The sequence below is a fragment of the Marinococcus sp. LNSP9103-4 genome (assembly GCF_056034345.1).
The window spans coordinates 38,124-51,579 of the sequence record NZ_JBQLIA010000010.1; the positions used below are offsets into that span (position 1 = coordinate 38,124).

6 protein-coding genes are annotated in these 13,456 nt (G+C 50.7%); 4 read left to right on the forward strand and 2 right to left on the reverse strand.

Annotated features, from left to right (window positions below; translation table 11 throughout):
- The first annotated feature begins 83 nt into the window (after positions 1-83).
- Genes addB through ACTRXG_RS08785 form a run of 4 tightly spaced genes read left to right on the forward strand, consistent with a single transcriptional unit; the run spans position 84 to position 11,672 of the window.
- Positions 84-3,584 carry a helicase-exonuclease AddAB subunit AddB gene (gene addB / locus ACTRXG_RS08770; protein WP_474284681.1) on the forward strand — a complete coding sequence of 1,167 codons (3,501 nt, stop codon included), beginning with the start codon at positions 84-86 and terminating at the stop codon, positions 3,582-3,584.
- Positions 3,562-7,191, forward strand: coding sequence for a helicase-exonuclease AddAB subunit AddA (gene addA, locus ACTRXG_RS08775; protein ID WP_474284682.1), 3,630 nt, complete (start codon positions 3,562-3,564; stop codon positions 7,189-7,191). The genes addB and addA overlap by 23 nt, the downstream gene beginning before the upstream one ends.
- 25 nt (positions 7,192-7,216) lie before the next feature.
- Positions 7,217-8,374 carry a metallophosphoesterase family protein gene (locus tag ACTRXG_RS08780; RefSeq protein ID WP_474263447.1) on the forward strand — a complete coding sequence of 386 codons (1,158 nt, stop codon included), beginning with the start codon at positions 7,217-7,219 and terminating at the stop codon, positions 8,372-8,374.
- Position 8,375: 1 nt separating this feature from the next.
- Complete coding sequence (locus tag ACTRXG_RS08785) at positions 8,376-11,672, forward strand: AAA family ATPase (protein WP_474263445.1); 3,297 nt, start codon at positions 8,376-8,378, stop codon at positions 11,670-11,672.
- Positions 11,673-11,803: 131 nt separating this feature from the next.
- On the opposite strand, the gene ACTRXG_RS08790 is transcribed toward ACTRXG_RS08785, so the two are convergent.
- Together ACTRXG_RS08790 and pgsC are read right to left on the reverse strand one after the other, a co-directional pair.
- Positions 11,804-12,994 (reverse strand): CapA family protein, encoded by a 1,191-nt coding sequence (locus tag ACTRXG_RS08790; protein WP_474284683.1) that lies wholly within the window; start codon positions 12,992-12,994, stop codon positions 11,804-11,806.
- A gap of 12 nt (positions 12,995-13,006) precedes the next feature.
- Positions 13,007-13,456 (reverse strand): poly-gamma-glutamate biosynthesis protein PgsC, encoded by a 450-nt coding sequence (pgsC, locus tag ACTRXG_RS08795; RefSeq protein WP_022792185.1) that lies wholly within the window; start codon positions 13,454-13,456, stop codon positions 13,007-13,009.

The following is a 13,456-nucleotide window of genomic DNA, read 5'->3' on the forward strand; positions in this document are numbered from 1 at the left end:
CTGTATTAAACAAAAAAATAAAAATCTGATATAATAAAACCAAACATATGATCCGGTTTTTAATCCGGCAGAGGAGAATGTTCATGAGCCTACAATTTTATCTTGGGCGTTCCGGGACGGGTAAGTCCACCGCCATGCATCAAGAAATTAATGAGATGATTACCCGTGATCCCAATGGACCGCCGGTAATTGTTATTACCCCTGACCAAATGACTTTTCAGGTAGAACAGCAGCTTGTCCGCCTGTCGGAAAAAGGGATGACAAGAGCCCAGGTCTACAGCTTTCCGCGACTTGCGTGGAAGATTTTTCAGGAAACAGGTGGAGCGGCCAAAACCGCGCTTCAGAAAACAGGCAAACAGATGCTGATTCGCAAAGTGATCAGTGAACAGCGCAAGCATTTTCGGCTGTATGAAACGTCGAGCTATACGGACGGCTTCATTGACCAGGTGGATGAAGTAATTACAGAATGGAAAACCCACAATGTGTCCAAAGCGGCTATGCACGATATGGTGGAGGGGCTGGAAAAAAGCGGGGCAACCGGGGCTGATCGTATTCTGACAGCGAAGCTTCAGGATCTTCTGCTGATTTGGGAAGAGATGGATAAGGTCATCGGTGACCGCTACATTGGAAGCGAGGAGCAGCTGTTCTGGCTGACTGAAAAAGTGAGTTCCTCTGCTTACATTGCAGAAGCAGTCATTTATATTGACGGCTTCCACCGCTTCACCCCGCAGGAGCTGTCGGTAGTTGAGCAGCTGCTTCAGTACTCGCAGGATGTGCGGATCGCATTGACGCTCGATGATTTGACGAACAAGGAAGACGCACATCCGGCTCCGGATATGTTCAGACAGACAGCAAAAACATATTACCAGCTGAGTGCGCTGGCAGAAGACCATGCTGTATCGGTGAATAGGCCGTACTGGTTTAATGGCGGCACGACAAATAAACACGAAGCACTTCAGCATTTAGAGAGGTTCATGGAAAACCGTTCCTATAAAACTAGTTCGGGCGGAGATGCTATTACGGTTAAAAATGCGGTCAACCGCCGGACCGAAGTCGAGGAATGCGCGCGGGATATTGCAGCGCTTGTACGGGATCATGATTACAGGTATGAAGACATTGCCGTCGTAGCCAGAAATCCGGGGGACTATAATCATATAATTGAGACCGTATTTCAGGATTACCGGGTCCCGGTGTTTGTGGATGAAACGCGTCCGGTGCTGAATCACCCGGTAGTGGAATTTATCCGCTCGGCGCTTGAGACCATTGCAGAACGGTGGAGATACGAGTCGGTGTTCCGGACGTTCAAAACAGATATGCTGTTTGATGTGCATGAGTCCTGGCCAGAAGCGAGAAAACAGGTGGATTTCCTGGAAAATTATGTACTCGCGCGAAACGTCAGAGAAAAAGACTGGAAAAGCGAAGAACAGTGGGTCTACCGGTATCATGCCACAAATGTAGAGGACGACTGGGAGCATAAAGATAACCACGAGATCGAAAGAGATATTCATCAAACAAGAATGCGGTTAAGCGCCCCGTTGTTCTCCCTGCAGGCACGACTAAAAAAAGCCCGTACTGTGCGGGAAAAAGCGGGGGCCTTGTTTACATTTTTAGAGGAGCTCCGGATACCGGAAAAGCTCGAAATGATGCGCGATGACTGTCTCAGGCATAACCGCCTGGAAATGGCAAGAGAGCATGAGCAGATCTGGGACATGACCGTAGACCTGCTTGAACAGATGGTAGAGGTGGCCGGCGATGATAAAGCAGGTATGCAGACCTTTCAGCAGATGATGGAAGCAGGCTTTACGAAAGCTACTTTTTCGATTGTACCTCCTTCTCTGGACCAGGTAACCGCGGCTGATATGGAACGTTCGCGGCTGCTGGGTATTAAAGTGGTCTACCTGCTCGGCGTAAACGAAGGCATACTTCCGGCTGCCCTTGAAGAAAGCAGCATGCTGCAGGAGTCCGACAGGGCCTGGCTGGAGCAGCAAGGCGTTGAACTTGAAGAAAGCGGGGAGGCAAAGCTCCTGAATGAAAACTTTCTCATTTACCGCACGATGAGTCTGCCCTCCGACAGACTGATTGTCAGCTATCCGATGGCTGATGAGGAAGGAAAGCGGCTCCAGCCTTCAATCGTCATCCAGCAGCTGCTCGACATGTTTCCGGATCAGGCGCCGGTGCTGATTCAAAACGAACCAGGGGGTTACAGTAAAGAGGGACAGCTGCATTTTGTGAATGCCTCCATGAAAACGATGAGCTTTTTGATTGGGGAACTCGAACGCTGTAAACAGGGAGAAGATGTGGCTGATCTTTGGTGGAGTGTGTACAATGTTTTTGTCAAAAACAACCGTTTGGAAAAACTGACGAAAAGCCTGTTTTACCGTAATGAGGCAGTAGCGCTTTCCAGGGAAACGACCCGGGAACTCTACGGCCGGAAAATGAAAACGAGCGTATCGCGGATGGAGCAGTATGAAGCCTGTGCTTTCCGGCAGTTTGCTTCATACGGGTTAAAGCTGAAGGAGAGGCAGCTGTACAAGCTCGAAGCACCGGATATTGGCCAGCTGTTTCACGCAGCTTTAAAGGACGTAACAAAAGCCGTCTACCGGGACGGGCGGACGTGGGAGGAGCTTTCCGAGCAGAACGCCCGTGATTATGCTGAAGAAGCGGTGCATGAACTGGCTCCGGCTATTCAGCGCCAGATTCTTTTAAGCAATTCCAGACACCAGTATTTACTGAAAAAGCTCGAAGAAACCGTGCAGCGGGCCTCAATGATTCTGAGCCAGCAGGCGAAATCCAGCCGGTTTTCGCCTATCGGACTTGAAGTAGGCTTTGGGCCAAGCGAAGAAATTCCGCCTCTCTTATTTGAGTTGGCTGACGGAACCCAGATGGAAGTAGCGGGAAGAATTGACCGCGTCGACCAGGCGGTGTCAGACAGCGGGGTGCTGCTGCGGGTGATTGATTACAAGTCCAGTGCCAAGGACCTGCGTCCGGAAGAGGTGTTTTTCGGACTGGCGCTGCAGATGCTCGTCTATTTGGATGTAGTGCTCTCCTTCTCCGAAGAATGGCTCGGAACGAAAGCAGATCCGGCCGGCGTACTGTATTTCAACGTGCACAATCCTATTATTCAGGCGGGAAGATCATGGTCTCCAGAGGACATTGAACAGGAGATGATGAAACAGTTCCGCATGAAAGGCATTCTGCCGGATGACCCCGGCATCGCCAAAATGATGGATGAACGGCTTGAGGCGGGCGTCGATTCGTTTATCGTCCCTGCGCGACTGAATAAAGGTGGAGGGTTTAATAAACAGTCACCGGTCGTTTCAAAAGAACAGTTTGAGCGTCTTCGCGGCCATATTCGTGACAAAATCCGCCATATCGGCGAACAGCTGAGAGCAGGCGATACGAGTATCCAGCCTTTTCAGATGAAACAAAAGAAAGCATGTGACTACTGTGAATTTCATTCTGTATGCCAATTTGACCGCGGATTTCCGGGCAACGAATTCCGGAGCTTTCGGAGCGGCGGCATGAAATGGGAAACGCTGTTCCAGGAGAAGGAGGAAAACGATGAGTCTGAGGACCATTCCTGAAAAACCAACAGACGTCCGCTGGACGGAGAGCCAGTGGGAGGCAATACACGCGGAAGGATCTAATATTTTAGTTTCTGCCGCCGCAGGGAGCGGGAAAACCGCTGTGCTTGTGGAGCGGGTTATCCGGAAAATCACCCAGGCAGAAGCCCCGGTGGACGTAGACCGGCTTTTAATCGTAACGTTTACAAACGCAGCCGCTGCTGAAATGAAAACAAGGGTAGGCAAGGCGCTCGAGGAAAAGTTAAAAGCAGACCCTGCCAATCTGCATATCCGCAGACAGCTGGCATTGTTAAACCGGGCGTCCATCTCCACGCTTCACTCGTTCTGTATGAACGTTATCCGAACGTATTATTACCTTGTGGATGTGGATCCGCAGTTTCGTATCATGGACCAGAATGAAGGGGCCATGATTCAGGAGGAGCTGCTTGAGGAGCTGCTCGAGGAAAACTATGCGGCCGAAAATAATGACGAGTTTGTTTTGCTTGCCGATCGGCTGAATAAAGACCGGAGCGATGATTCGCTTCGTGAAGCAGTGCTGCGTCTGTTTCAGTATTCCCGGGCACACGCGGATCCGGCGTCATGGCTGCAGGAGGTGGCTGAACAGTACCGTACAGATGGAAGCAGGTCGATCGAAGAGCTCCCGTGGGGACGTGAAATGATGCAGCAGGCAGAGACTGCTCTTGCCGGTGCTGTGCTCAAATACGAAAATGCGATTGCAGCTGCCGGACAGCCGGACGGCCCAAAAGTAAACCTTGGGCTTCTTCAGGAGGAGCTTGATACGTGCCGGAAGGCTCTCGAAGCCGCTACGTGGAAAGACATGCAGCAGACGCTTGCCGGGTTCACCTTTAAAAAACTGGCCAGCAAAAAGGAGGAAGACGCGACGCCGGAGCGGCGGGAACAGATAAGAAACAACCGGGACGGAGCCAAAAAGGTTATTCAGAAGCTTCAGGAGGACATGGTGGCGGAAAACCCGGAGGATGCGTTGAGCGATATTGCGGATCTTTACCCATCAGTCCGGGAGCTCTGTCAGCTCGTGCAGACGTTCAGCGAGCGGTACTACCAAGTGAAGCAAAAGCGGGCCATGATGGACTTTTCCGACTTGGAGCACACTTGTCTGCAGATTCTGGCTTTTGAAGAAGCGTCGGAACATTACCGCGAATTTTTCCAGGAAGTGCTCGTGGACGAGTATCAGGATACCAACTTTGTGCAGGAAAAAATCGTCACCCAGCTTTCTTCCGGTGATAACCTGTTCATGGTCGGAGACGTCAAACAGAGCATTTACCGTTTTCGTCTGGCAGAGCCGGATCTGTTTCTGGAAAAATTCAAGCGGTACGGGGGAAGCGATGACGGGGAACGAATTATGCTCGATAAAAATTTCCGCAGCCGCAGGCAGGTGCTTGATGCCGTTAACTACTTATTCCGCCAGCTGATGGATAATGACCTTGGCGGCATTGCCTATGACAGCGAGGCAGAGCTGAAGTGGGGCAACGATCAATACCCGGACATCGGGGACATAGTGACCGAGGTGGCCGTAATTGATCAGGAGGATGTCGTCGAGAATGATCCTCAGGCAGCGGAGCTGACCAACGCCCGGGCGGAGGCCCGGTGGATCGCGCAGGCAGTCAGCCATTCGATGCAGAACGGCTGGGTGACCGATCAAAAGACGGGTGAAAAGCGCCGGCCGGTGTACCGGGATCACGTGATTTTAATGCGCTCGATGCCATGGGTGAATGAAATGATGGAAGAAATGCAGGCGTATGGCATACCGGTCTACGCAGAAGTGTCCGGCGGGTATTTTCAGGCAGTTGAAATTCAGATTATGATTTCCCTGCTGCAGATCATTGATAATCCGCTGCAGGATATTCCGCTCGCCTCTGTGCTCCGCTCGCCGATTGTCGGCTGGGATGAAGAGATGCTCGCAGAAGTGCGGCTGGAGGACAAAAATGCTTCCTTTTATCAGTGCGTGGAACTGGCCGCTGCCGGCACCTCCAGTATGCAGCCCCGGGCCCAGGCGTTTCTGGAACAGCTGGAGGGCTGGCGCAGCCGGTCCAAATATGAGCCGCTGTCAGAGTTTATATGGGCACTGCTCGAAGAAACCGGATACCTGGACTTCTGTTCCGGCCTGCACGGAGGTAAACAGCGGCGGGCGAACCTGCTTGCGCTGTATGACCGTGCCCGTGTGTATGAATCGACGTCGTTTCGCGGCGTATTCCGCTTCCTTCGTTTTATTGAAGGCATGAAAAACCGAAAGGAGGATTTGGGCACTGCGCGGGCGCTTGGGGAGCAGGAAGATGTTGTGCGGTTTATGAGCATTCATAAAAGCAAGGGACTGGAATTTCCGATTGTTTATGCTGCTGGACTGCAGAAGGGCTTTAATGTGCAGGATCAGCGGCAGCCTCTTCTGTTTCATAAAGAGCTTGGCATCGGCATGAAATATGTCGATCCAAAGCAGCGTGTCAGCTGGCCGACACTGCCGCATGCGGCGATAAAACACCGCATGAAAACAGAAAGCCTTGCTGAAGAACTGCGTGTGCTGTACGTCGCGTTTACAAGGGCAGAGGAACAGCTGATTCTCGTAAGCTCGATGCAGCGGGTAGAAAAGAAATTTGAAGAATGGGAGCAGAAAAGTGCCCAGGCCGGAAACACTCTTGAACTGCATGACCGCCTGGAAGCACAGCACGCATTTGACTGGCTGATGCCTGTTTTGTTGCAGCACGCGCAAGTCGACCCGTTAGAGCAGCAGACCTCAAAGAACCTGTCCGATCATTCCTCCTGGAAGGTTCATATTATACCGGCCTCAAACCTGCAGATCGGGTCAGTGCAGGAGGAGACGTCAGCGGAGGACTGGATGCAGGCGGTAAAAAATAAAGAAGAGGTGCCGGCGGGAGAGGAATGGGACGAAGAAGTCAGGCGCCGCATGTACTTTCGATACCCTTTTGAGGAAGATACCCGGCATGCGGCCAAAATTTCGGTGAGCGAATGGAAACGGCGCTCGGAAGACCCCCAGGCGGAGCAGCGGCATGCCGTTACCTTTACCTCCTCCTATGCACGAAGGCCGTCATTTATGATGGAAGAAGCCGTAAGTCCGGCAGAAAAAGGAACCGTTCTTCATATCGTCATGGAGCAGCTTTCCTTTACAGGCGTCCCGGACGAAGAACGGGTGCAGCGGCTGCTTCGCAGGCTGACGGACGAGGAATACATTACTGCCGCCCAGGCGGAAAGCGTTGACACCACTGCAGTCACTGCTTTTTTCGAAACTGAATTGGGCCGGCGCGTCCTGGCTGCCGAAGCAGTTCAGAAGGAAGTTCCTATTACAGCTGGAGTAACCGGGAGCGGCCTTGAGAACCGGCAGCTGCTTCAGGGAATTGCAGATCTCGTAATAAAGGAAACAGACGGCCGCTGGGTGCTGATTGATTATAAAACGGACCGGGTGCAGTCCCGGTTCCCGGGAAATCCCAAGCAGCAGCAGGAATTTTTGCGGGAACGCTACCAGACTCAGCTGGACTTATACCGCTCATCCCTTGAGAGCATATGGGGAACGGCCATACCCGAAGTATACATTTTTGCCTTCGACGGCATGCAGACCATTTCAATGAACGGCCGATAAGAGAACGAAAAGGAGGCAGTAGTTTATGCGCTTACTGCACACCGCCGACTGGCATTTAGGACGGACGCTTGAAGGGCGTTCGCGGCTCGAAGAACAGCAGGCAGTACTTGATGAAATCATTCAGATTATCGAAGAAGAAAATATTGATGCGGTCCTGATGGCAGGGGATGTGTTTGACTCCGTCAATCCGCCTGCGGCTGCAGAGGAAATGTTTTACGAGGCAATGGCCAGGATGAGTGGTAATGGACGGGTTCCGGTCATTGTTATTGCCGGTAATCATGATCATCCGGAACGGCTGGCGGCCTCGCGGACGCTTCTGCAAAAGCATGGCATTCATTTACGTGGATATCCGGGCATCGACCCGGTGATTGTCCCGTTTTCAGAGGAGCGGCTGTATGTGCAGACGCTTCCATATCCTTCGGAATCGCGGCTGAAGCAGGCATTTATGCAGGAGGCAACAGAAGTAGATCTCCGCGAGGCCTACAATCAAAAAGTGCAGGAGATTTTTCAGCGGCTTGCATCTTCCCGGCAGGCGGGGGATACGCTTGTGGGGATGAGTCACCTGTTTATCGCCGGAAGCGATGCCAGTGATTCTGAACGACCGATTGAAGTTGGCGGGGCGTATACTGTGACTGCCGACAGCCTCCCCGAGCACGCAGTTTATACGGCTCTCGGCCATATGCACCGGCCCCAGGATGTACGCGGAGCAGGCGGGCCGGCGAGGTACTCCGGTTCCCCGCTTGCCTACAGCTTTTCTGAAGCAGGACAGCAGAAGTCGGTGACGATTATTGACACAAACGACCACGAGAAGGAAGCCCGTATTTCTACTATTCCTTTAACGGCGGGTAAGCCGCTCAGCATATGGAAAGCAAGAAACGGACTCGCAGAGCTTCAGCAGTGGGTGGAGGAAAAGCGGGACTGGAATGCATGGGTAGAGGTGGACGTGTACGTGGAAAACCAGCTGTCCATTGAAGATATTCATGCCCTGCGGACAAAGCATACGGGCCTTCTGACGATTCGTCCGGTGTATTCGCGGCAGGAGCTTGAACCTGTGGAAAGTAAAAAACATATCCCCATCGATCAGCTGTTTGAACGCTTTTATGAAAAGCAGTCCGGCGGAGCAGTGCCTGACCCGTCGGTGACCAATCTCTTTTTAGAACTTATTCAGCAAGAGGACGGATAAAATGAAGCCATTACAACTGCAGATACAAGGACTGCACAGCTTCCGCCAAAGACAGACGGTAGATTTTAAAACGCTTTGTGAAAACGGGGTATTCGGTATTTTCGGTCCGACCGGCAGCGGAAAATCATCGCTGCTCGATGCCATGACTTTAGCCTTATACGGAAATGTAGAGCGGGCTTCCAAAACCGAAGGAATCATGAATCAGTCAGAAAACGAGCTTCGCGTCTCCTTTACGTTTTCGCTCGGCCCGTCGGTGTATCATATCGAGCGGCACTATAAACGCACCGGGGAAGCGACCATGGCAGGAAAGCTGTGCCGATTGACCGATCAGACCGGGGAGCCGGTAGTGCTTGCAGAAAAAACAAAAGCAGTCAATCAGAAAATCGAAGAACTTCTTGGCCTCACCCTCGATGATTTTACCCGTGCGGTCGTACTTCCTCAGGGGAAATTTGCCGAATTTCTCCATCTCGGAGGCAGCGACCGAAGCAAAATGCTCGAGCGGCTTTTTCATCTCGAGCGGTACGGCAATCAGCTGATCGCCTCCGTAAAATCCCGGAAAGCATCTGCCGAGCAGGACGTACATAACATCGAAGCAGAACAGCAGGGACTCGGCCCGGCTTCCAAGGAGGATCTAAAAAAAGCCCGGGAAGAGCATGCCCGTTGGATTCAGCTTGTTCAAAAGCAGCAGAAGCATGTGGAGGAGCGAAGGAAACAGTACGAAGAAGCGAGGCAGAAGTTTCACTGGACCGAAGAGCTTAAGCTTTTGGAAGCTACCATGCGGGAATGGGAAGAAACGAGACATACAATTGAACAAAAACGGCATACATTAAAAGAAAACGAAATGTATGAAGCGCTGTATCCTTACGCGGACAGCTTTCAAAAATCAAGGCAGGAGCACGGGGAGCAGGAACGCGACTTAGAAGAAAAACAAAAGGCGTACGAAGAGGCAAAACGCAAAAAACAGCAAGCCGGAAAAAAAGCAGAGCAGAACGAAAAACGATGGGAAGAGGAAGAGGGTCTGCTTCAGCATTGGCATCGCCGGTTCGAGCAGATCGAAACGCTTGAAGCTGAATATCAACGGCACAATGAGCTGGAGAAACAAAAGCTTCAGGAGGTCGAAACACAGCGCAGATTATACGAGGAAGCTTCCGCTCAGGTGACCGACCTGCGAAATAAAGAGAAGGAAGCGCGTGAGCTGCTCGAAAAGCTCAAGCAGGAATATGCCGATGCCCGGCAGAAAGAAGAGCACCTGCCGGATATGGGGGAGGCTTCGTCGGAAAAGCAATGGCTGGATGCCCTTCATCAGCAGCTGAATGAACAGCGTGCCGGGGAAGCTGCGGCTAAGGAAAAATTGGCGGAAACATTTAAAGAAACCAATGAGGCAGAAAAAGAAAAACAGGCGCTTCAAAAACGCACGAAGGAGACGGCGCATAATATCTACTACTGGTATAGCCGGGCGGCAGTGCATATCCGGCTTATTGAGCAGGAGTTAAAGCGTTTTGAAAAAAAGCAGCAGGCTGAACAGAAGCGGCAGCTGCATGCGTTAGCAGAAGAACTAAAAGACGGAGAAGCGTGCCCGGTATGCGGAGCTGTAGAGCACCCGGCCCCGGCTGCCAGCCCGGAAGAAGAAGCAGAGGAGCATACAGAAGAAGAAATCGAGGCATTGCGTCAGTGGAAAACGACCTGGGAGCATACGAAAGTTGGCCTCCAGCATGTGGCTTCATCGCTTTCGTACAGAGAAGAGCAGAAAGAGGAGGATCACCCGGAGGAGACAGAGGAAAGCATCGCGTTTGCCCGGTGGGAAGCAGAGATGAAGACGATCGACCGGCTAAAGGAGCAGACGCAGGCAGTGAACCGTTCCTGGGAAGAGTGGAACCGGTGGAAAGACCGTCTTTCTGTGAAAGTCTCTGAGCAGGAAGCGGAGGTTAAAGAACAGGGAAATAAGCTTGAACAGCTCCAAAACCAGTGGCAGGAGAAAAAAAACCAGTGGGAACAGACATTCACTCCTCTTCGCCTGGACCAATTTGATGAGGAATACAGACGGGCGAAAGAGCGCAGGGAGACCATTAAAGGTATCCAGGAGCGCATTGATAACGGCCAGAAATATCTGGAGGAAAAAAGGGACGAACGAGCTGTCCGGGAACGCCAATTTTATGAGGTTAAAAGCCGGGAGGCCGTTGCCTCGTCAGAATGGAAGCAGACTATAGAGGCCAGGCAGGAAGCGGAACAGAAGCTGAATGAACAGCTTGGGGGAAGGACCAAGCAGGAATGGAAAGACGCGGTGGCCAAGCGGGAGGATGCGCTTAAATCAGAAAAAGAAAAGCTGCAGGAGCTGCAGAGAGAAGCTGAAAGAGCATACGAGCGCACGAAAGCCTCAAGCAAAGAAAGCGCTGAATCGCTGCAAAAATCTGAAGTTAAACGAAAAGCAGCCGAAGACGAATGGCTTCGCCAAAAACAGCAGAAAGGCTCAACTGTTTCTCCAGAAGAGGTACTTGCCTATTCGTTATCGGAAGATCAAAAAAGAGAGCTGCAGCGTCAGGTAGAAGAGTTTGACACGAAACAAAAAGAATTGCGGTACGAACAGAACCGGCTGCAGGCAAAGCTTCAAAACGAACAGGTGAACGAAGAGGCATTTAATAAAATAGAGCAGCAGTACAACGAAGCTTCGGATAAGTGGGATAATTACAAAGAAACACTCGGCGGCATCAAAGAAAAGCTTGAAGATATTGAACGAAAAGTAGAACGTTATCAGGAACTTGAACAAAACCGGATCGAGAGACAGGCAGAAAAAGAGCGGCTGGCAGATCTCGATCAAATTATGAAGGGAAGAAAATTTGTCGAGTTTCTGGCTGAAGAACAGCTGATGCAGGTGACAAGAGAAGCCTCCCAGCGGCTGCATGCCTTAACGAGAGGTCGCTATGCAATTGAAGTAAACGAGCAGAATGCTTTCGTTATTCGTGATGATGCAAACGGAGGAGTGTACCGTCCGGTTTCCACGCTCTCCGGGGGAGAAACTTTTTTAACCTCCCTTGCTCTTGCCCTTTCGCTCTCAACATCCATTCAGCTGAAAGGGCAGTATCCGCTGGAATTCTTCTTTTTGGATGAAGGATTTGGCACGCTTGATCAGGATCTGCTCGATACGGTAATGGAGGCTCTGGAAAACCTTCACGGGGAATATTTATCGGTTGGGGTTATCAGCCACGTGCCGGACATGCAGCAGCGTGTGCCAAAACGGCTGATGGTGACTCCGGCAAGCCCTGGAGGTAATGGATCGACTATCATGATGGAAACGATGTAGTCCCTGAGAAATCAGGGGCTTTTTTATAGAAGAAACAAAAATTTCATTTACTGTAATTTAATGATTTTAAAATTCACAATAAAAAAATACCTGCCAGTTTAAAACCGGCAGGTGTACAAAGATCATTTTTATTAATTTTGAGTACTGTTCTGGTTGCCATTTTGCTCCATGCTGTCAACTACATTGGAGTGGTCTGCTTCAAACACAAGGTGTTCTCCGTTTTCCACAATAGCATCTTTGTTTTGTGTATCCTTCGTCAGCTGACGGAAGATCCGCTCGCGGTGGAACGCGCTTTCAACCGGACGAGGTGATGCTTCAAATACCCGGAATGGCTGCATCTCGAGATGAGCTGTACCATCGGAGGCGAGAGAGTAGTTCGCGATAACGCTGTCTCTCGTTCTTGTCCAGCCCTGGTCAAATACGAAGTTACCAATGGAGTGCATGATGAATGTATCATTGTATACTTCCGCAGACTGAAGCACGTGCGGGTGAGTTCCTACGATAACGTCAGCACCTGCATCAGCGATGGCTTCTGTCATTTGAAGCTGACGCGTCGTCGGCGTACTGTCGTACTCCTGACCGAAGTGGACGTTCACAATAACCAGGTCCGCCTCTTGATCAGCCTGCTGCACAGCGTCAATGTAAGCACTCGGATCCTGGCTTGTTGAAATCCCCGGAGAACTCGGACCAGCCTGTTCCATGTTCGCATACGTAATATCGTTTACGCCCAGAGTTGCCACATCCATGCCATTGTGCGTGCTCAGCGTATAGCCGTGGGCCTCATCCTCATTGGTACCGGCACCAACGATATCGATGCTGGAATTTTCAAATGCCTGCAAGGTTTCATTCAAGCCTTCATACTGGTAATCCATCATATGATTGTTCGCCAGATTAACGGCGTCAAAGCCGGCATCTTCCATTCCCTCAATCGCTCCTGATTTCGAAGAAAGGTTAATAATCTTATCGGCTTCTTCGGTTTCATCCGGATTATCTACAATTGGGTTTTCAAAATTACCAAGTGTATAATCAGCAGCTTCGAGCGTTGGTTTTGCATATTGGAAGAGTGACTCGTATCCTTCCTGCTCAGCTACTTCCTCTACGTGGCGGCCGGTCATCATGTCGCCGACCATAGCAGAAGTAAAGATGGTATCCTGCTCCTGCTCATACTCGCTTTCAGCAGCAGAGGGTTCTACAACACGGATCAGGGTCATTGCCACCAAACAAATGATAATGCCGAGTAAAGCATGTTTACCAGCTTTCCGCCGCTGGCGTTTGGTATAGGCTAAATATTTTTCTTTGAAGTTTAATAATCGCTTGGCCATATGTAAGAACCCCTAAATTAAATAGTATAGCGTGATGATTACAAATGTCGCAGCGGTCAGAACCAGTGTACTTGCTACGGTAGGGACGACGCCCTGGCGCTGCATCGCGTTTGCAATCAATCCCGGTACGATAACCCCGAGACCACGAAACTCGTATATTTCAAAAGGCAGGATAGGGTAAAAGTAGTCAAAGATCAGCTTTAATACAATCCCTGTAGACAACATGGCCGCAAATTTCCGGCGTCCGTAAAGAATCATAATACGGGACAATCCGTGGGCAACAATCAAATACGTTAGAAAACTGATAAGAAAAATCGTTAACAGAAAAACAGGCTGATCAAAAACAATGGCCAAATAGCCGGGCGCAATCAGCCCGGCCGGCATAATTCCTGTCTTTTCTGCGTATATCAAACTAATAATAACTCCTACGACTAATGCGATATAAAGATCTGTACCAAACAA

Bases quoted from the DNA above. Each gene is read 5' to 3' on its own strand.
- ACTRXG_RS08785 (WP_474263445.1), top strand. From the start codon at position 8,376: ATGAAGCCATTACAACTGCAGATACAAGGACTGCACAGCTTCCGCCAA.
- ACTRXG_RS08780 (WP_474263447.1), top strand. From the start codon at position 7,217: ATGCGCTTACTGCACACCGCCGACTGGCATTTAGGACGGACGCTTGAA.
- addA (WP_474284682.1), top strand. From the start codon at position 3,562: ATGAGTCTGAGGACCATTCCTGAAAAACCAACAGACGTCCGCTGGACG.
- addB (WP_474284681.1), top strand. From the start codon at position 84: ATGAGCCTACAATTTTATCTTGGGCGTTCCGGGACGGGTAAGTCCACC.
- ACTRXG_RS08790 (WP_474284683.1), bottom strand. From the start codon at position 12,994: ATGGCCAAGCGATTATTAAACTTCAAAGAAAAATATTTAGCCTATACC.